Below are 19,349 nucleotides of genomic sequence, written 5' to 3'. Positions count from 1 at the left end.
CCCGAGTCTAGGCGGGCGTCCCTCACGCTCCCCCGGACGTGACGCCCGGCTGCAGCTGACCGGCCCGGGCCGCGATCGTGTCCGCGACGTCCTGGTGCCGCCGGTCGATCACCGCCCCGATGTCGCGGGCGAGCTGCGGGTTCGACCGGACGATGGTGTCGATCGCCTCGACCGGGACGACGAGCACCGCGACCTCGGTCAGGGCCACCTGGAAGGTCTGCACGACCTCGCGGGTGAGCGACGTCTGCCCGACGTAGTCGCCGGCCTCGACCCGGGTCGCCGGGAGCTGCTCGTCGCCGAACGGCACGCGGAGCTCGACGCTGCCGGTCAGCACGAACCGGATCGCCGTCGGGACGACGCCCGGCCTGGAGATCACCTCGCCGGCCGCGTAGCGCTCGAGCGTCACGACCTGCCGGAGCGCCGCGACGTCGTCGGACGCCAGGTACAGCGTCGGTGCGATCGAGGCGAGGGCGGCGTCCCGGCGCTCGTCCGTGACGAAGTCGTCGGTGGTGTCGCCGTCGAGTCCGAGCCCGGCGCGACGCGCGGCGTACCAGAGCCACATCCGGAACTGTGCCAGCGCCGAGCCCTCCTGCGACGGGCCGCCGACCTCGAACGAGACGGTGTAGCCCGATCCGCCCATCGGCTCGGCCGACGGGCTCGTGCCCGGCGCGAGCTGGGGCAGGCCGGACGCGACCCGCTGGAGCAGGGCGACCACCGCCGCCGGTGCGTCGTCCGTCGTGAAGGTGACCGACGTCGAGACCGGGTACGTGCCTCCCGTCCGGCTGAGGTTCGTGAACGACGCGCCCGCGAGCGAGCCGATCGGGGTGATGAGGATGCCGTTGCCCGTGTCGAGGTGCACGGACCGCCAGTTGACCTCGACGACCCGGCCACGCGTGCCGCCGATGTCGAGCCAGTCCCCGAGCCGGAACGGCTGCTCGAACAGCAGGAACAGCCCGGCGACGATCGGACCGACGGCGGTCTGCAGGGCGAGGGCGATGACGAAGGACCCGACACCGAGCGCCGTGAAGATGCCGCCGATGTCGGTCCCCCACACGATGCGGAACACGACCGCGAGGCCGATCGCCACGAGGATGACCCGGGCGATGTCGACGAAGATCGACGGGATCTTCTCGCGCCAGCTGCCCTTCCGGGCGTTCGTGAACAGCAGGACGTTCATGCCGTTCAGGACGAACACGATCACGAGGAAACCGAGCACCGTCGCGATCACCTGGGTCACGACCGGGCGGGACGGGTCGACCGCCGCCGTGACCTGCACGCTCAGGACGAGGATCGCGATCACCGGGATGACCGCGTTGCGGAGCAGGCCGACCACCTTGTGCAGCGAGTTGCCACGGCGCTGCAGGTCCGACTGCAGCTCGGTGAGGACGAGGAGGACGACCGGGAGCCCGACGATGACGACGATCGCCGGCCAGAACCACGGCTGCTGCCAGAACGGGATCACGACTGCACCTGCTCGAGCTTCCAGATGCGCTGCGACCCGGACTGCGTCTGCACCTCGCCCGCGTCGACGATGCCCGCGCGGTCGCCGAGCTTGTCGACGACCCGCTGCGTGGCGTACACCCCCGGGGACGGGGCGATGCCCTGCACCCGGTACGCGAGGTTCACGGCATCGCCCCACATGTCGTACACGAGGCTCGCGCGACCGACGAGGCCGCTCGTCACCTGTCCGGCGTCGATGCCCGCGCGGAGCCCGACACGGGAGCCGTGCTGCCCGTTGAACCGCTCGAGCACACGCTGGGACTCCTCCGCCCACTCGACCACGCGGCGGACGTTGTCGACCCGCGGGACGCTCAGGCCGCACGAGGCGAGGTACCCGGCGCGGGTCGTCCGCACCCGCTCGATGCCGTACCGACCGGCGGCCTCGTCGAGCGAGCGCCAGATGTCGTTCACGAGCGCGAGGCTCTCCTCGGCCGAGAGCCCCTTCGCGAAGTCGTCGAAGCCGATGAGGTCGGCGTACACGACCGCGACGTCCTGGTGGTCGGCCGCGATGGTGTCGTCACCCTGCTTGTACCGCTTCGCAAGGTCCTCCGGCATCATCGTCAGCAGCAGCGAGTCGTTCTGCCGGCGCTGCTCGTCGAGGAGGTCCTGCTTCACCTGCAGGCTCCGACTCATGTCGTTGAACGCGATCCCGAGGTCGCCGATCTCGTCGCCGGCCTTCGTCTGCACCTCGACGCCGAGCTCGCCAGCGCTCACCCGGTTCACGGCCCGTTGCAGCCGTCGGATCGGACGGACGAAGACCTGCGCGAGCAGGAGCGACAGGAGCGAGACGAGGACGATGATCCCGACGAGAGCGAGCGCGAGGTTCCGCGCGAACACGTTCACCGGAGCGAAGGCCTCGGACGTGTCCATCTGCGCGACCACCACCCACCGCAGGCCGTCGACCTCGAGCGGGGCGTACGCCGCGAGGACCTCCTTCCCGCGGTAGTCGTCCGCGATCACCGTCCCCGTCTTCCCCTGCAGTGCGCGGCTGACCGGCGTCGTGTTCACCTCCTGGAGCAGCACGGAGCCCTTGACCTCCACCTGGCGCTTCGCGACGGCAGGCGCAGTGCCGGCCGAGATGACGTCCCGCTCGTACTGCGCCGGGTGCTGCAGCAGCTGCCGGGGGTACGACCGCATCAGGCGATCGTCACCCACGAGGTACGACTCCCCGGTGTCGCCCAGCCCGTCGCCCTTCCAGCCCCGGTCACCGGTCATGATGTCACTGATCAGTTCGACGGGCACCTGCACCGCCATCACGCCGATGATCTTGCCGTCGTCGCCGACCGGGGACATCACCCACAGCGTCGGGACGTTCAGGCTCGGGACGTACCGCTGGAAGTCGGTGACCACGAAGCCGTCCGAGCTCGTCAGCCGGAGCGCGTCGCGGTACCCGGTCGCGAGGTTCGACTCACGGTACGGACCGTCGTCCAGGTTCGTGCCGAGGTCAGCCCCCGAGTACGCCGAGTAGACGACGTCTCCGTCCGTGTTCATGAGGAGCAGGTCCTCGTACCCGACCGTCTCCACCGCCTGCTTGAAGTACGGCTGGTACTCGGCGTGGGCCTTCGACCACGCGCTGCCGTCACCCGCGTCGTCCTGCGCGATCGCCTCGTCGTAGTCGGTGAACGGCGCCGTGTACCGGGCCTGGAGGTACGCCTGCGGGTCGGACGTCGGCGCGAACTGCTGCGGGTCGGCCGTCCCGCCGGACGCCTTGTCCAACTGCGGCACGAGGGTGTCGGCGTACCAGTCGTCGACCTTCTGCCGGTCGTCGTCCGACACCGGACGGCGCTGCAGGTCGTCCCAGCCGGACTCGAAGGCCTTCGTCGCGCCGATGACGCTCGCGTTCCGGGTCTGCGCCACCACGGTGTCGGTGAACTGCGCGAACGACCGCTTGAGCTCGGTGATCCGGGCCTCCCGCAGCGAGGTCACCTGGTTGAGTGCGGCGGCCTGGAGGGAGTCGCGGCCGTTCACGTACCCGACGGCCCCGACGACGAGCGCCGCCACGACGCTCACCGCCAGGAGCATCACGAGGAGCTTCGACTGGACGTCGAGGGAGCCGCTCGTGAGGAACGCGCGGAAGCGTCCACTGCGCCTGCTGGTCCGGTCGCGGTCGCGGTCGCGGGGGTAGCGCTGGTCGCGCTGGTCGCGCTGGTCGCGCTGGTCGCGCTGGTCGCGCTGGTCTTGCGGGTCGAGCGGGTCGCGCTCGCGGGCACCGTCCGACGGTGTGACCGGGTCGGTCGGGGACGGGGCATCGGTCACGGAGGACTCCGTTCGGGCGGCGCGGATCAGGAGGCACTGCTCGGGTTCTGGATCCAGAGCTACCACGCGAGGAAGCGTCGTGTCCGGCTCGGTCCGGTATCCGGTTCACGCGGGTCGGGCACCTGGTGCGGGACGACACGTGTCGCGTTGTCGCGTTGTCGCGGCCTGTGCGGGCGCGGGCGGGACCACGGCGGACGGGAGGCGCGGTACCGGCCCGCCCCGCCGGCACGGCCGACGCCGTGACGGACGGGAGGCACGGTACCGGCCCGCCCCGCCGGCACAGCAGACACCGTGACGGACGGGACGCACGGTACCGGCCCGCCCCGCCGGCACAGCAGACACCGTGACGGACGGGAGGCACGCTGCCCGCCCACGCCGTGCCTCCCGGCCGGCCGCGCGCTTGCGTGCTCCGGCACGCCCGCGACGGTCAGGCGCCGACCGGCAGGTTCTGCTGGCGGTGGAGGGTCGCGTACGTCCCGCCGAGGTCGAGGAGCTCGTCGTGCGTCCCCTGCTCGACGATGCGCCCGTGGTCCAGCACGAAGATGACGTCGGCGTCCCGGACCGTGGACAGTCGGTGGGCGATCGAGATGGTCGTCCGACCGGCGGCGGCGGTGTCGAGCGCCGTCTGCACCACCCGCTCGGAGATCGAGTCGAGTGCGCTCGTCGCCTCGTCGAGGACCAGGACGGGCGGGTCCTTCAGCAGCACGCGCGCGATCGCGATGCGCTGCTTCTCGCCGCCGGAGAGCCGGTAGCCCCGCTCGCCCACGATCGTGTCGTACCCGTCCGGGAACGACGCGATCGTCTCGTGGATGTTGGCCGCGCGGGCAGCCCGTTCGAGTTCCTCGTCCGTGGCGTCCGGTCTGGCGTAGCGGAGGTTGTCGCCGATCGACGCGTGGAAGAGGTAGGTCTCCTGGCTGACGATCCCGACGTGCCGCATCAGGTCCTCGTGCTCGATGTCGCGGACGTCGGCGCCCGCGAACCGCACACTGCCGCTCGTCGCCTCGTACAGCCGCGGGACCAGGTACGACACCGTGGTCTTGCCCGCCCCGGACGGCCCGACGAACGCGGCGAACTGCCCGGGCTGGAGTTCGAAGGAGACGTCCCGGAGCGTCGGGTGGTCGGGCTCGCCGTCCGGGTAGGCGAAGGTCACGTGGTCGAACGCGACGTGCCCGAGCCGGGACTCGTCGACCGGCTTCGCCGTCGGGGAGTCGGTGATCGCCGGTTTCAGGTCGAGGTACTCGAAGATCCGTGCGAACAGGGCGCCCGACGTCTGGAGGTCGAGCACCACGCGCAGCAGGCCGACCGTCGGGAAGAGCAGGCGGGACTGCACCGTCGTGAACGCCACGATCGTGCCGGCCGTGATCGGGACGTCGCCGATGATCAGCCAGGCCGCGACGACGTAGATGATCGCGGGGATGATCGACAGGAAGATCTGCACGATCGCGAAGAACCACTGACCGGACATCTGCTGCCGGACCTGGAGCTGGATCTGGTTGCGGTTCTCGTCGCCGTACCGCTGAGTCTCGCTGCGCTGCTGGTTGAAGCTCTTCGCGAGGAGGATGCCCGAGACGCTGAGCGCCTCCTGGGTGATCGCGGTCATGTCCGACAGCGACTCCTGCGTCTGGGCGGCGATGCGCGCCCGGACCTGTCCCACACGGCGTTGGGCGATCACGAGCAGCGGGAGCAGCACGACCGAGACGAGGGTCATCTGCCAGCTGAGCAGCAGCATCGCCACGACGGCCGCGATCACCGTGACGGTGTTGCCGAGCACCGAGGAGATCGTGTTGTTGAGGACGCTCGCGACGCCGCCGACGTCGTTCTGCAGCCGCGACTGGATGATCCCGGTCTTGGTGCGGGTGAAGAAGGCGAGCTCCATCCGCTGCAGGTGGCCGAAGAGCCGCATCCGCATCGCGCCCATGACCTTGTTGCCGACCGTCGCGGTCAGGTAGGTCTGCCAGACGCCGATGCCGGCGCTCGCGATCCACAGGCCGACCATGCCCGCCACCAGGGCGTAGAGGACCGGGAGGTCGGGACCTGCACCGCCCTTCGGGAACAGCCCCTCGTCGAAGGCGCGCTGGGTCAGGAGCGGCGGGATCACGGACAGCGCCGCGCCGACGAGGACCAGCACGACCGTCAGCACGATCGACGCACGGTGGGGCACGAACAGGCCGGAAATGCGGTGCAGCAGGTGCGGGATCCGGGGCGCCTCGGCGTTCGCGGCCTTCTGCGCGGCGTGGTCGCCGCTCGAGATCCGACCGCCCCCACGCGGACCCCCACGAGCGCCGTGTCCCATGCTCATGCGCGCTCCTCCCGCTTCGATCCCTGCAACCGTACCGCCGCGCGGCGACATCGGCGCGGTCCCCCGGTTTGACCCCGCACGGGGGGCGTGCCACCATCGTGCGTCCCCGTCCTGCCACCCCGAGGTCCCATGTCGTCCGCGCAGTCCCCCGTGTCCCTCCGGCAGCAGCTCGCCCGCCGCAAACCGATCGAGGACCTCCAGGCCGAGGCCGCCAGGGGTGTCAACGGTGAGCCGCTCCGCCGCTCCCTCGGGGTGTGGCACCTCACGATGATCAGCGTCGGCGCCACCCTCGGCACCGGGATCCTCGTCGTGCTCGGCACCGCGGTCCCGCTCGCCGGTCCCGCCGTCTGGATCTCGTTCGTCCTCGCGGGTGTCGCGGCGCTGCTCTCGGCCCTGTCGTACGCCGAGATGGCCGGTGCGGTGCCGACGTCCGGGTCGAGCTACTCCTACACGTACGCGACGATGGGCGAGGGCATCGCCTGGGTCTGCGGCTGGTGCCTCGTCCTCGAGTACGCCGTGTCGGTGGCGGCGGTCGCGGTCGGTGCGAGCGAGTACGTCGACGAGACCCTGCGTGTGTTCGGGCTGCACCTGCCCGCAGCGATCTCCTCGCCGCCGGGCGAAGGTGGCCTCGTCAACCTGCCGGCGGCGGCGCTGGTGCTCCTCGCCACCGCGATCCTGCTCCCCGGCGCCCGCGAGAGCGCCTGGGTGAACACCCTGATGGTGATCGTGAAGATCGCGCTGCTGGTGTTCTTCGTCGTGGTGGCCTTCACCGCGTTCCGGGCCGGCAACTTCGAGCCCCTCGCACCGATGGGCGCCGCCGGCGTCACCGCGGCGGCCTCACGCCTGTTCTTCTCCTACATCGGCTTCGACGCCGCGTCCACCGCCGGGGAAGAGGCGAAGGCCCCCCGCCGCGACCTCCCGCGCGCGATCATCGGCTCCATCGCCCTCATCACGGCCCTGTACATCCTCGTCGCGATCGCGGCGATCGGCGCTCGCGCGTGGACGTCCTTCTCCGACTCCGAGGCGTCGCTCGTCCGGATCGTCGTCGAGGTCACCGGCCAGCCCTGGGTGGCGCTGGTGTTCTCGGTCGGCGCCGTGATCGCCATCGCCAGCGTCGTGCTCACGGTGCTCTACGGGCAGACACGCATCCTCCTGACGATGGCGCGCGACGGCCTCGTGCCGAAGGTCTTCGGCCGGGTGTCGCACCGCACGGGCACCCCGGTCGCGAACACGCTCGTCGTCGGCATCGTCGTCACCGTGGTCGCCGCCCTCGTCCCGCTCGGTGAGCTCGCCGACGCGACGAGCATCGGCACGCTCGTGGCCTTCGCCCTCGTCAACGTCTCCGTCATCGTGCTCCGCCGCACGCAGCCCGGGCTCGAGCGCTCGTACCGGGTCCCGCTCTTCCCGGTCGTCCCCGTGCTCGGAACGCTGTGCTGCGTGCTGCTCGCGGTCTTCCTCGGCGCCGGCACGTGGATCGCGTTCGGCGTGTGGATGCTCGTCGGCGCCGCGCTCTACCTCCTCTGGGGCCGCCGCCACAGCACCCTGCGCTGACGCGGCCCGCCGCCCGCCGCGGCGCTGCGCGTCGAGACTCGGCATGAGCGACACTTCTCGCCGTCCTGGGCGCGAGAGACGTCGCTGACGGCGAGTCTCGACGTCAGCGCGGTGAGTCTCGTCCACACCGACGAGCGGCGCGCACCTTTCCACAGTTCGGGCCCGAGACGGCAGCCCTCCCGTCCGGGCGCGAGACGCTTCCGGCATGCCCAACGCACCAGCCAGACTCCTCCGAGCGAACGAACTCGACCGCGCACGATCACGCTCCCTGCAACGTCGACACCGCGCTGGCGCGCTCGTCCGCGTTGCGGAGGGTGTCTACGTCGAGACAGCCGCTTGGCGCGCGATGACCGCCATCGAACAACACCTCACGTTGGCGCGTGCGATCGCTCCGAGCCTGCGACCGACCGCCACGTTCTCCCACCTCACTGCGGCGATCGCGCTCGGATGGCCGCTCGTCGGCAGTCCACCGGATCGCATCCACGTCAGGGACACCCTGACCAGTCGGACCGAGCACCGTGCCCACCTCGTCCGGCATCCGAGCGAACCGGCATTCGATCATCGCGCGATGACCTTGGGCGGCGTGCCGATAACTGGTGCGCTGCGGACGGCGGTCGACCTCGCCGCGACCGTCGAACCCGCGGTCGCGGCAGTAGCGATCGACCACGCAGTCCGCGCACGACTCATCACGGTCGATGACTTCGTCGCGGCGCTTCCGGCGCCTCGTCGTCGAGGCTTCGTCCGCGGTCGCACGGTGGCCGAAGCGCTCGACCCGCTCCACGAGTCTGTCGGTGAGTCGTACACGGCGATCCGGATGGTGGAGATCGGACTCCCCCGGCCCGTTGCGCAGCACGAGTTCCGGGTCGAGGACGGCCACACAGACCGCGTCGACTTCTGGTTCGAGGAGCTCGGGGTGGTGGTCGAGTTCGACGGCAAGCAGAAGTACGTCGACCGCGAGGCGCTCGCCGGCCGCAGTCCCGATGAAGCACTCTGGCACGAGAAAGTCCGCGAAGACCGGCTCCGTGCGTTCACCGCGGTCCGGACCGTCGTGCGTCCGACGTGGTGGCACCTGGTCGAGCCCGACCGGCTCGTGACGCTGTTCCGGCAGCACCGCGTGCACTTCTGACCGCCTCGAGTCTTGGTTGGCCGCCCGCGAGACTCGAGAGGAGCGACAGTTCTCGCGCGTTTGACCGCGAGAACTGTCGCAGAGCACGAGACTCGGCTGGCACCGCCCCGCGCACGACGAAGGCCGCCGCCCCGAGGGGCGACGGCCTTCGTGACCGAACGGTCGAGACTACGCGAGCTCGATCGTGGCGCCGGCGCCCTCGAGCGTCTCCTTCGCCTTGTCAGCGGTCTCCTTGTTGACACCCTCGAGGATCTTGGCGTCGGCGGTCTCGACGAGCGCCTTGGCCTCACCGAGGCCGAGCGACGTCAGGCCACGGACCTCCTTGATGACCTGGATCTTCTTGTCACCAGCGGACTTGAGGATGACGTCGAACTCGGACTTCTCCTCAGCGGCCTCGGCCGGGGCAGCTGCACCGGGGGCGGCGGCAGCGGCGACCGGGGCGGCCGCGGTGACCTCGAAGACCTCTTCGAACTTCTTCACGAAGTCCGAGAGCTCGATGAGCGTGAGCTCCTTGAAGGCCTCGATGAGCTCGTCCTGCGAAAGCTTCGCCATGATTTTCTCCTACTTGCTAATGCGTGGTGTGGTTGTGGAACGCGTGCCTGATCAGGCCGCGGACTCCTGCTTCTCGCGGAGGGCGTCCACGGTGCGGACGGCCTGCGAGAGGGGTGCCTGGAACAGGTACGCAGCACCGAACAGCGAGGCCTTGAAGGCGCCGGCGAGCTTGCCGAGCAGCACTTCACGGGACTCGAGGTCAGCGAGCTTGTCCACCTCGGTCGCGGAGAGCGGGTTACCGTCGAAGTAACCACCCTTCACCACGAGCTGAGGGTTCGCCTTGGCGAATGCACGCAGCGACTTCGCGACGGCGACGGTGTCACCGTGGACGAAGGCGAGAGCGGACGGACCGGCGAGCTCGTCGTCGAACGACGAGATGCCGGCGTTGTTCGCCGCGATCTTGGTCAGCGTGTTCTTCACCACGGCGTACGTGGCGTGCTCACGGATCGAGTTGCGGAGCTCCTTGAGCTGCGCGACCGTGAGACCGCGGTACTCGGTGAGCAGAACGGCGTTCGAGCTCTGGAATGCTTCCGTGAGCTCGGCGACCGCAGCTTCCTTGTTCGCCATGGTTCTCCTTGGGGGTTTCTTGCCGGTAGCCCCAGGCCCACGAACGAAAAAAGCTCCGGCGCACAGAGGCTCGGAGCTGCCCCCACCGGAACGGCGGGAGTGGTTCGGAACACCTGCGCGGGATGCCTCACGTTAGAGGACCTTCGGTCACTGCGCGAGCGCAGCGACATCCGGCGGTCTTTGGCTTCGAGAACTGTACCAGACGCCGTGGGCGTCGCCAAACGACGGCCGGGAGGCACGGGGCGGGCCCGCACCGCGCCTCCCGGCCGTCAGGTGGCCGCGGGAGCGGCGTCGGGCGTCGCCGACCAGTCGGCCAGGTCGCCCCCGGCCGACGCGTCTGCCGCGCCACCGTCGGCCGCCGCCGGCGGCGCGATCGGCAGGTGCACCGTGAACACGGTGTCGCCCGGCTCGCTCGTGACATCGACGCGCCCACCGTGCGCCTGCACGACCGCGTCGACGATGGCGAGCCCGAGCCCGGTCGACCCGACCGTGCGGGAGCGCGAGCTGTCGGCGCGGGCGAAGCGTTCGAAGAGCTTCGGCAGGAACTCGGGGTCGATGCCCTGTCCGGTGTCCCGCACCGTCAGGTCGACACCGTCGGCGGCCCGGGCGATGCCCACCGTGATGCGGGTGCCCTCGGGGGTGTGGGTCCTGGCGTTCGTGACGAGGTTGACGATCACCTGGTGGAGCCGTGCGGCGTCGCCGAGCACCTCGACGGGCTCGTCCGGCACGTCCACCTCGATGACGTGCCCCGGTGATGCGGCGTGTGCGTCGTTCACCGCGTCGAGCACGAGTCCGGTGAGGTCGACGTCGTCGAACTGGATCTCCCGGCCCTCGTCGAGGCGCGCGAGGAGCAGCAGGTCCTCGACCATGCTCGTCATCCGCTTCGACTCGGACTCGATGCGGCTCATCGCGTAGACGACGTCCTCGGGCAGGTCGGCGCCCATCCGGCGGGTGAGCTCGGCGTAGCCGCGGACGGACGCGAGCGGCGTGCGGAGCTCGTGCGAGGCGTCCGCGACGAACTGCCGGACCTTCTGCTCGGAGCGCTCCCGGGCCTGCATGGCACCGCCGATGTGCCCGAGCATGCGGTTGAACGCAGCACCGACCCGACCGACCTCGGTGCGGGGGTCGGCGTCCGGGACCCGGACGTCCTGCAGGGCGTCGCTGCGCTCGAGGGGCATGCGGGCGACGGCGGACGCGGTCTCCGCCACCCGTTCGAGCGGCCGGAGCGAGCGCCGCACCACGACGGCGGCGACGACCGAGCCGGCGACGAGGGCGAGTCCGACGACCACCACGACCACGAGGAGCAGCGACCAGACGCTCTCGTACACGGGCGACATCGGCAGCCCGACGACGAGCACGGCGTTGCCGACGACGGGGTTGTCGACCTGCACGGCCGCGACCCGGTACTTCCCGAGCGCACCACCGAGGTCCATCGTCGCGGGTTCGACCCCGACCTTGACCTGCCCGAGCCGCTGCAGTTCGTCCGCCGTCAGCTGCGAGCGGGAGCTGTCCTCGTTGATGACGATGCCGGCCGCCACGCCGCCCGTGCCGTAGTAGGCGGTCAGCGTGCCGGCCGCCTGCCCGAGCGGTGCCAGGGCGTCGTCGTTCGGCCGCTGCCCGTTCTGCCCCTGCTGTCCCTGCCCGAACTTCGTGCTCGCGCGCTCGGTCGCCTTCGACAGCTGGGAGTCGATGGTGCCGGTCTGGATGGACGCGAGCGCGATGATGCTGCCCGCGCCGATCACCGCACTGACGGCCACGACGAGGGCGACGATGCTGAGGACCAGCCGTCGGCGGAGGGTCACTGCGCCGGACCTCAGGACGTCGGCTTGATGACGTACCCGACGCCGCGCACGGTGTGGATCATCGGGGTCTCGCCGGCGTCGATCTTCTTGCGCAGGTAGGAGATGTAGATCTCGACGACGGAGCTCTTGCCACCGAAGTCGTACGACCACACGCGGTCGAGGATCTGCGCCTTCGAGAGCACACGGCGGGGGTTCCGCATGAGGAAGCGGAGCAGCTCGAACTCGGTCGCGGTGAGCTCGATCGGTCGACCGGCCCGCGAGACCTCGTACGACTCCTCGTCGAGCACGAGGTCACCGACGACGATGCGGGAGTCGCCGGCCTCGGAGATCGAGATCTGCGAGCGGCGGATGAGGCCGCGCAGTCGTGCCACGACCTCCTCGAGCGAGAACGGCTTCGTGACGTAGTCGTCGCCGCCGGCGGTCAGGCCGGTGACGCGGTCCTCGACGGAGTCCTTCGCGGTGAGGAACAGCACCGGGGTGTCGTCGTTGTTCTGGCGCAGCCTGCTGAGGACCTGCAGGCCGTCGAGGTCCGGCATCATCACGTCGAGCACCATCGCGTCGGGCTTCCACTCCCGCGCGGTGGTCAGGGCGTCCTGTCCGCCGTTCGCGCTCTTGACGTCCCAGCCCTCGTAGCGGAGCGCCATGGACAGCAGGTCGGTGAGGCTGGCCTCGTCGTCGACGACGAGGATGCGCAACGGGGATCCGTCGGCACGCGTGAGGCGCGGGGCTGCGGCAGGCTGGGAGATGGTCACGTACTCGAGTATCGAGAGTTTCCTATGAGCGCTCTGAGATGCACCGATGCGCCGACTGTGGATCGCTGATCAGCCCGACAGCGCGGACCCGGACGCGCGCTCGGGGAACGCTCCGTACGGTGACGACGTGCTGCACTCCTCTGCCTGGTCCGCGGCTGCGCGCGACGTCGACGTCCGGGACCTGGTCCCACCGGACTGGAGGCACGACTCGCCCCCGGCGGAGCGGCTGGCGGTCGCGCAGGCGGTCGCCGCCACCGCGCCGCTGGTGTCCGCGGGCACGGCGGGCCCGGTCCTCGCGACGCTCGCGGGGCTCGCCGCGGTCGACGTCGCGCTGGCGCGAACCGTCGAGCCGCACCTCGACGCGCTCGGCATCCTGGCCCAGGCCGGCATCGACGCCCCCGAGGGGTCGACGTGGGGGGTCTTCGCCGCCGAGGCACCGGGCGTCCGGGTCACGGCGGAGCTGACCGACGACGGCCTCGCCGTGTTGTCCGGGACGAAGCCGTGGTGCTCGCTCGCGTCGTCGCTCTCGCACGCGCTCGTCACCGCCCACGTCGGTGAGGAGCGGCAGCTGTTCGCGGTCGGCCTCCGGCAGAGCGGGGTGACGGTGCACGACGAGGCCTGGGTCGCCCGTGCTATGCCGGACGTGCCGAGCGGACCGGTCGACCTCGACACGGTGCGGGCGACGCCGGTCGGGGCCCCCGGCTGGTACCTCAGCCGTCCGGGGTTCGCGTGGGGTGGCATCGGCGTCGCGGCGTGCTGGTGGGGCGGTGCGGTCGGGCTCGCCCGCGAGCTCCGGTCCCTCGCTGCGTCCCGACCGGACTCCGAGCTGCTGCAGGCGGCGCTGGGTGCGACGGTCGCCGACCTCGCGGACGCGGAGGACGCCCTCGCCGACGCGGCCGCACGGATCGACGCCGCGGCCGGCACCGACTCGGCCGGGGTCGGCGTGGACTGGTCGTTCGAGGCGCAGGTCGTGCGGTCCCGGGTCCGACGCGCGGTCGACGCCGTCCGACAGCGGGTCGTCGCGACGATCGGGCCGGCGCCGCTCACCGCCGACCCCGCGGTCGCTGCGCGCGTGGCGGACCTCGAGCTCTACGTGCTGCAGGACCACGGCGCGCGCGACCTCGCCCGGGTCGGCCGTGCGGTGCTCGACCGTGGCGGTGTCGCGTGGTGAGCTTCGACCACCGGGAGCCCGGGACCGACCCGGCGCGGTGGACGTCCTTCCTCGACACGGTCCGCGCCGAGCCGGTCGACCCGGGCCGGTTCGACGCCGTGCTCGTGGTCGCGCCGCACCCCGACGACGAGACCCTCGGCGCCGGCGGCCTCGTCGCGACCGCCGGCGACCGGGGGCTGCCGGTCGAGGTGCTGCTCGTCACCCGCGGCGAGCGCTCCCACCCCGACTCCCCCACCACCGGCGAACAGGACCTCGGCGCGCGTCGGGAGCGGGAGTTCCGGGACGCGCTGGCGGCCCTGCACCCGGCAGCGACGGCGACGCCGCTCGGAGTGCCGGACGGCGGTGTCCGGGAGCACGCCGACCTCCTCCGGGCGGCGCTCCGCGACCGGGTCACCGCCGTGCCCGGACGCGTGCTCGTCGTCGCACCGTGGCGGGGCGACGGACACCGGGACCACCGGATCGCGGGCGAGGTCGCGGCCGCCGTCGTGGCCGACGCCCCGCGAGCAGCCCTGCTGGAGTACCCGGTCTGGGCCTGGCACTGGGACGACCCAGACGCCTCCGCGGCACCCTGGGACCGTGCTCGCGCGCTGGCGCTGTCGTCGGACGTGCTCGACCGGAAGCGCGCCGCCCTCGCTGCCCACCGGTCGCAGACCCGGCCGCTCTCGCCGGCCCCGGGCGACGAGGCGATCGTGGACGGGCGCCACGCCGCGCACCACCTCCGGCCGACCGAGTGGTTCTTCGCGGTGGACGCCGCCACGGTGTCCCGCTCGCGGGAGTCCTTCGACGCGCACTACGCCCGCAAGCCCGAGGGCTGGGACTTCGACGGCTCCTGGTACGAGCGTCGGAAGCGCGCGGTGACGGTGGCCGCGCTCCCCCGCGAGCGGTACCGGTCCGCCCTCGAGCTCGGCTGCGCCACCGGGGTGCTCACCGCGACCCTGACCGAGCGGGCCGATCGGGTGCTCGGCACGGACATCTCCGAGGCACCGCTCGCCCGGGCGCGGGTCCGTGCACCGGGGGCCCGGTTCGTGCGGGCAGCGCTCCCCGACGAGTGGCCGGACGGACGCTTCGACCTCGTCGTGCTGTCCGAGATCGGCTACTACCTCGCCCCGGCGGACCTCGACCGCACGATCGACCGGGTCCTGGGCTCACTCGACGACGACGGGGTCCTCGTCGCCTGCCACTGGCGGCACCCGGACGACGAGGCGGTGTCCGACGGGGACACCGTCGACGCCCGGATCGCCGAACGCTGGCCCCGGCCGGCACTCGTCCGACACGTCGAGGAGGACTTCGTGCTGAGCGTCCTGGCCGGCCCCGCGGTGTCCTCGGTCGCCCGGTCCGAGGGGCTCGTCCGGTGACGCGCCTCGACGTGGTCGTCCCCGCGCACGACGAGGAGGACACCATCGCCGCCTGTGTCGACGCGCTCGCGGTCGCGGTGCGCGTGCTCCACCGGGAGCGGCCCGCCGTCGAGGTCGGCGTCACGGTGGTCCTCGACGGGTGCACGGACCGGACCGCGCAGGCCCTGGGGGTCCGGGCCACGGCCGACCCGACCTGGCGGAGCACGACCCTCGACGTCGTCGTCACGGCCCCGGTCGGGGTGGGGCGGGCACGCAGCACCGGGGCTCGCCACGCCCTCCGTACCGGCGGGCCCGACGCCGAGCACTGGCTCGCGCACACGGACGCGGACTCGCGGGTGCACGCGTCGTGGCTCGTCCAGCATGCCGACGCCCTCGCCGCCGGGGCGCACGTGCTCGTGGGTGCCGTCGTCCCGGAGCCCGAGGACCTCGAACCGGCCGTGCTCGCGAGGTGGCGGCTCGCACACCCGCCGGGTGCGACGCTCGGTCACGTGCACGGCGCGAACCTCGGTGTGCGGGCCGATGCCCACCGCGCGCTCGGCGGCTTCGACCCGGTGCCCGAGCACGAGGACGTGCGGCTCGTGGAGCGGGCGCGGGCTCTCGGTCTCGACGTCCGGGCGACGACGGCGTTCCCGGTCGTGACGAGCGGACGGTTCGTCGGCAGGACGCCCGGGGGTTACGCCGAGCACCTCCGCGTCACGTACGGCGACGCCGGCTGAGGCTTCATCGGATCTTCTTGGGATCCGGCAGCGCGGCTCATCGACTGCCTCCCTACGGTCTCCTCGTCCCCAACACCGAGGAGAACCATGTTCCTGACCTACCTCAGGCGCGAGCTCACGAACCGCAGGAAGCAGACGGTCATCATCGCCGTCGGCATGGCGCTCGCCATCGCCCTGGTCGTCATCGTGTCGTCGATCGCGAGCGGCGTGAAGACCGCGCAGTCGAGCGTCCTGTCGTCCGTGTACGGCGTCGGCACCGACATCACCGTCACGAAGACCGAGCAGCCGTCGTCGTCGAGCACCGGACGGCCGTCGTTCGACTTCGGCAGCCGCTCGGGCAGTGACAGCGGCTCGACCGACCTCTCGCAGTCCCGACTCGCGGTCGCCCGCGGGACGAGCACGTTGAACGCGTCGAACCTCTCCACGGTCACGTCGACCGCCGGGGTCAAGGCGGCGACCGGCGTCCTCACGCTCGAGAACACGACCTTCTCCGGCCAGGTACAGCAGAACAGCAGCGGGAGCAGCTCGTCCGGCAGCAGCAGTGGTTCCGACGACAGCGCCGCGCAGCAGGGTCCGCCGAGCGGCGGCGAGGGCGGTGGCTTCGGGGGCGGCTCGTTCGACGTCGACTCGTTCACCGTCACGGGCATCCCGGTCTCCGGCGACACCGTCGGGCCGCTCACGAGCACCGAGACCACGAAGGGCCGGACGTTCACGTCGGCCGACGCCGGCAAGGACGTCGTCGTGCTCGACAGCTCGTACGCGAAGAGCGAGGACAAGACCGTCGGGGACACCCTCGAGATCGGCGGCACGAAGTTCACCGTCATCGGCATCGTGGCCTCGACCGGCTCGTCGAGCACCACCGGGTCGAACACGTACGTGCCGCTCGACACCGCGCAGTCGCTCGCCGACCTCGACGGCAAGGTCACCTCCATCTACGTCTCCGCGGAGTCCTCGTCCGACGTCAGCACGATCAAGACCGCGCTGCAGTCCAAGCTGTCGAGCGCGACCGTCTCGACCGAGGCCGACCTCGCGTCGAGCGTCTCCGGCTCGCTGAGCACCGCGTCCACGCTCGTGTCGAACCTCGGCACGTGGCTGTCGGTCGTCGTCCTCGCCGCGGCGTTCCTCATCGCGATCCTCTTCACCATCTCCGGCGTCACGCGGCGCACGCGGGAGTTCGGCACCCTCAAGGCCATCGGCTGGTCGAACGGCCGGATCACCCGGCAGGTCGCGGGCGAGTCGCTCGTCCAGGGCCTGATCGGCGGAGTGATCGGCGCCGCTGCCGGGCTCGTCGGCATCCTCGTGGTGAACGTCATCGCCCCGACCGTCTCGGCGAGCGCCTCGACGTCGACGCGCGGCGGCGCCGGAGGCGGCGGGTTCCCCGGTGGTGCGGCGACCCAGGCAGCAGGCGGCGGGACCACCGGCGGCGCACCGGCAGGCGGCTTCGGCGGCGGCGGGACCACGGCGAGCACGTCGGACGTCGTGCTGCACGCGCCCGTGACCGTCGAGGTGATCCTCCTCGCCATCGGCCTCGCCGTCCTCGGCGGTCTCCTCGCCGGAGCACTCGGCGGTTGGCGCGCGAGCCGGCTCCGGCCCGCCGAGGCGCTGAGGAGCGTGGGCTGATGCCCGCGCCGCACACCGGCACGCACGCCGTCCGACCCGCACCGCACACCGGCACGCACGCCGTCCGACCCGCACCGCACACCGGCACGCACGCCGTCCGACCCGCACCGCACACCGGCACGCACGCCGTGCCGTCCGGACCGACACCGGCCGCCGCGCCGGCACCCGCCACCCCCGACCCGACAGGAGCCACCGTGACCACCACGACGACCGCAGCGTCCGCGACGGAGGCGAGCCGAGCCTCCCGGCCGATCTACCGCCTGCAGAACGTGAGCAAGACGTACCAGCAGAAGCAGCGCACCGTCACCGCGCTGACGAACGTCGACCTGACGATCCCGCAGGGGCAGCTCGTCGCGGTCCAGGGACCGACCGGCGGCGGGAAGTCGACGCTCCTGCAGATGCTCGGCGCCCTCGACCGGCCGACCGCCGGGAGCGTCATGCTGGGCGAGCACGACGTGGCGAAGCTCGGCGACGGTGCGCTCACCGACCTCCGGGCGACCGAGATCGGGTTCGTGTTCCAGAACTTCAACCTCATCCCGACGTTGACCGCGCTGGAGAACGTCGAGACCGCGTTCGCCGGGGCGCTCGCGAACCGCTCGCGGTCCGAAGTGCGCGATCGTGCGACGGCGGCGCTCCGGGAGGTCGGCCTCGGCGAACGGCTCGACCACCTGCCGGCCGAGCTGTCCGGTGGGCAGCAGCAGCGCGTCGCGATCGCCCGAGCGCTCGTGAAGAACCCGTCGGTGCTGCTGGCGGACGAGCCGACCGGCGCGCTCGACGAGGGGACGCGCGACGAGATCATGGGCCTCATCGAGCGGCAGTGGAAGGAGCGCGGGTTGACCGTGGTCATCGTGACGCACGACTCGTGGGTGGCACGTCGCGCGGAACGCCGGCTGCACATCAAGCAGGGCCAGGTCCGCGAGGTGTAGCGGGCGCGGCCGTGGCGCGGGCCGGGTCTCGGTCTGAGCGACACCTCTCGCGGCGTTCACCGCGAGGAGTGTCGCTCAGACCGAGACTCGGCCGCGCCGCTTGCGAGACTCGGCGCCGCGCTAGCCGCCGACCGGGTAGTCGCAGTACGCGAACCACCGTGAGTCCGGCGACCACGGCGGCACGTTCACGGTCCCCTGGCCGCCGTCGAGCGTGACGAGCGTCTCCGGCAGCACGGCGATCCGCGCGCCCCGTGCGAGGACGCCCGGCAGCAGCCGCAGCTCCACGCGCTGGTCGGCCGGGTGCCCCTGCACGCCCGGCTCGTACGAGAGGTACAGCAGGTGCGCACCGTCCGGGGACAGGTGCGGGAACCAGTTCACCCGGTCGTCGCTCGTGATCTGCACCGGCTCGTCCTGCCCCGGCCAGAGGCTCGCGAGCTGGGCGGTCCCCGGGGTGAAGCGTTCGGTGTTGAACAGCCAGGTTCCGCCGTCGGGTGTGATCGTGCACCCGTCGTCGGGGAACCCGTCGCGTGTGCGGAACGTCGGCTCGCCGGTGGTCGGGTCGACACTGGCGACGTCGGTCGTCCACACGCCCTCGGGGCTGAGCTCACCGACGATGGCTGCGAGGGCGGTCCCGTCCGGCGCGATCCCGTGCAGGTAGAACTTCCGCGTCGTCGGGAGCACGGTCGTCGTGTCGGTGAGCTGCTCCGCGGAACCACCGTCGGGCAGCGGCACCCGGTAGAGCTCCCCGTTCCGTGCGCTCACCACGAGCGAGCCGTCGGAGGGGTCGAGCACGTGGTCGTTGTTGATCTCCTCGACCCCGGGCATCGGCACCGGCACGAGTGCGCCCTCGTCGAGCACGCGGTCGTCGCCCGGGTCGGGCAGCCGCAGCAGCCAGAGGTCGCCGTTCCCGTTCAGCACGAGCGTGCCGTCGTCGAGGACGTTGGGCGCCTCGACGAGCACCGTCTTCGACTCGAACACGAGGCGGCTCGTCCGCGCCGCGACGTCGTACACGTGCACGCGGCTGGTCTGGCCCGGCAGCAGCTGCCGTCCGCGGGGTTCGCTCATGGGTCCATCCTGTCGGGTTCGGGTGGCGGAGGTCGCGGTGCCGGGATCATGTCGCTCTCGCGAGAGCGACATGCTGCCGGCCTCCGCCGGC

At 71.7% G+C, this 19,349-nt stretch carries 15 protein-coding genes; 7 read left to right on the top strand and 8 right to left on the bottom strand.

Annotated features, from left to right (window positions below):
* Window positions 1–22: 22 nt before the first annotated feature.
* The 3 genes from ACIPYW_RS10670 to ACIPYW_RS10660 form a co-directional block, all read right to left on the bottom strand.
* Window positions 23–1,462 (bottom strand): mechanosensitive ion channel domain-containing protein, encoded by a 1,440-nt coding sequence (locus tag ACIPYW_RS10670; protein ID WP_400413179.1) that lies wholly within the window; start codon window positions 1,460–1,462, stop codon window positions 23–25.
* Window positions 1,459–3,756 (bottom strand): adenylate/guanylate cyclase domain-containing protein, encoded by a 2,298-nt coding sequence (locus ACIPYW_RS10665; RefSeq protein WP_400413176.1) that lies wholly within the window; start codon window positions 3,754–3,756, stop codon window positions 1,459–1,461. Before ACIPYW_RS10665 ends, ACIPYW_RS10670 begins: the two co-directional genes overlap by 4 nt.
* A 427-nt stretch (window positions 3,757–4,183) precedes the next feature.
* Window positions 4,184–6,049 (bottom strand): ABC transporter ATP-binding protein, encoded by a 1,866-nt coding sequence (locus ACIPYW_RS10660; RefSeq protein WP_400413606.1) that lies wholly within the window; start codon window positions 6,047–6,049, stop codon window positions 4,184–4,186.
* Window positions 6,050–6,184: 135 nt separating this feature from the next.
* Here ACIPYW_RS10660 and ACIPYW_RS10655 point away from each other — a divergent pair, with 135 nt between their 5' ends.
* Both ACIPYW_RS10655 and ACIPYW_RS10650 read left to right on the top strand, forming a co-directional pair.
* Window positions 6,185–7,606, top strand: a complete 1,422-nt coding sequence (locus ACIPYW_RS10655) for an APC family permease (RefSeq protein WP_400413175.1) — start codon at window positions 6,185–6,187, stop codon at window positions 7,604–7,606.
* 568 nt (window positions 7,607–8,174) lie between these two features.
* Window positions 8,175–8,732, top strand: coding sequence for a hypothetical protein (locus ACIPYW_RS10650; RefSeq protein WP_400413173.1), 558 nt, complete (start codon window positions 8,175–8,177; stop codon window positions 8,730–8,732).
* A gap of 168 nt (window positions 8,733–8,900) precedes the next feature.
* On the opposite strand, the gene rplL is transcribed toward ACIPYW_RS10650, so the two are convergent.
* The 4 genes from rplL to ACIPYW_RS10630 form a co-directional block, all read right to left on the bottom strand.
* Window positions 8,901–9,284 carry a 50S ribosomal protein L7/L12 gene (rplL, locus tag ACIPYW_RS10645; RefSeq protein ID WP_400413170.1) on the bottom strand — a complete coding sequence of 128 codons (384 nt, stop codon included), beginning with the start codon at window positions 9,282–9,284 and terminating at the stop codon, window positions 8,901–8,903.
* A gap of 51 nt (window positions 9,285–9,335) precedes the next feature.
* Window positions 9,336–9,851, bottom strand: coding sequence for a 50S ribosomal protein L10 (rplJ, locus tag ACIPYW_RS10640; RefSeq protein WP_058726968.1), 516 nt, complete (start codon window positions 9,849–9,851; stop codon window positions 9,336–9,338).
* Between the two features lie 269 nt (window positions 9,852–10,120).
* The gene (locus tag ACIPYW_RS10635) at window positions 10,121–11,653 is read right to left on the bottom strand and encodes a sensor histidine kinase (protein ID WP_400413164.1); all 1,533 of its coding nucleotides are present in this window, start codon (window positions 11,651–11,653) and stop codon (window positions 10,121–10,123) included.
* Window positions 11,654–11,664: 11 nt separating this feature from the next.
* A complete protein-coding gene (locus ACIPYW_RS10630) occupies window positions 11,665–12,405 on the bottom strand; it encodes a response regulator transcription factor (protein ID WP_290131238.1) in 741 nt (246 codons plus the stop codon).
* A 127-nt stretch (window positions 12,406–12,532) separates the two neighbouring features.
* Here ACIPYW_RS10630 and ACIPYW_RS10625 point away from each other — a divergent pair, with 127 nt between their 5' ends.
* The 5 genes from ACIPYW_RS10625 (at window position 12,533) to ACIPYW_RS10605 (ending at window position 18,193) form a co-directional block, all read left to right on the top strand.
* Entirely contained in the window at window positions 12,533–13,576 is a 1,044-nt protein-coding gene (locus tag ACIPYW_RS10625; protein WP_400413162.1) for an acyl-CoA dehydrogenase, read from the top strand.
* Complete coding sequence (locus ACIPYW_RS10620; RefSeq protein WP_400413160.1) at window positions 13,573–14,931, top strand: PIG-L family deacetylase; 1,359 nt, start codon at window positions 13,573–13,575, stop codon at window positions 14,929–14,931. The genes ACIPYW_RS10625 and ACIPYW_RS10620 overlap by 4 nt, the downstream gene beginning before the upstream one ends.
* Complete coding sequence (locus ACIPYW_RS10615) at window positions 14,928–15,647, top strand: glycosyltransferase (RefSeq protein ID WP_400413157.1); 720 nt, start codon at window positions 14,928–14,930, stop codon at window positions 15,645–15,647. The genes ACIPYW_RS10620 and ACIPYW_RS10615 overlap by 4 nt, the downstream gene beginning before the upstream one ends.
* A gap of 87 nt (window positions 15,648–15,734) precedes the next feature.
* Window positions 15,735–17,267 carry an ABC transporter permease gene (locus ACIPYW_RS10610; RefSeq protein ID WP_400413156.1) on the top strand — a complete coding sequence of 511 codons (1,533 nt, stop codon included), beginning with the start codon at window positions 15,735–15,737 and terminating at the stop codon, window positions 17,265–17,267.
* Between the two features lie 251 nt (window positions 17,268–17,518).
* Complete coding sequence (locus ACIPYW_RS10605; RefSeq protein WP_400413604.1) at window positions 17,519–18,193, top strand: ABC transporter ATP-binding protein; 675 nt, start codon at window positions 17,519–17,521, stop codon at window positions 18,191–18,193.
* 120 nt (window positions 18,194–18,313) lie between these two features.
* Here the strand turns inward: ACIPYW_RS10605 and ACIPYW_RS10600 are convergent, their stop codons facing one another.
* Window positions 18,314–19,258, bottom strand: coding sequence for a TolB family protein (locus tag ACIPYW_RS10600; RefSeq protein ID WP_400413155.1), 945 nt, complete (start codon window positions 19,256–19,258; stop codon window positions 18,314–18,316).
* Window positions 19,259–19,349 lie beyond the last annotated feature (91 nt).

The organism is Curtobacterium sp. NPDC089689 (assembly GCF_044749145.1).
GTDB lineage: Bacteria > Actinomycetota > Actinomycetes > Actinomycetales > Microbacteriaceae > Curtobacterium.
Note: the sequence above shows the minus strand (reverse complement) of the source record. Positions and strands in the feature narration are given on the sequence as shown.

Excerpts from the sequence above, each read along its gene's own strand:
- rplJ (WP_058726968.1), bottom strand. The coding sequence starts at position 9,851 with ATGGCGAACAAGGAAGCTGCGGTCGCCGAGCTCACGGAAGCATTCCAG.
- ACIPYW_RS10660 (WP_400413606.1), bottom strand. The coding sequence starts at position 6,049 with ATGGGACACGGCGCTCGTGGGGGTCCGCGTGGGGGCGGTCGGATCTCG.
- ACIPYW_RS10655 (WP_400413175.1), top strand. The coding sequence starts at position 6,185 with ATGTCGTCCGCGCAGTCCCCCGTGTCCCTCCGGCAGCAGCTCGCCCGC.
- ACIPYW_RS10610 (WP_400413156.1), top strand. The coding sequence starts at position 15,735 with ATGTTCCTGACCTACCTCAGGCGCGAGCTCACGAACCGCAGGAAGCAG.
- ACIPYW_RS10600 (WP_400413155.1), bottom strand. The coding sequence starts at position 19,258 with ATGAGCGAACCCCGCGGACGGCAGCTGCTGCCGGGCCAGACCAGCCGC.
- ACIPYW_RS10650 (WP_400413173.1), top strand. The coding sequence starts at position 8,175 with ATGACCTTGGGCGGCGTGCCGATAACTGGTGCGCTGCGGACGGCGGTC.
- rplL (WP_400413170.1), bottom strand. The coding sequence starts at position 9,284 with ATGGCGAAGCTTTCGCAGGACGAGCTCATCGAGGCCTTCAAGGAGCTC.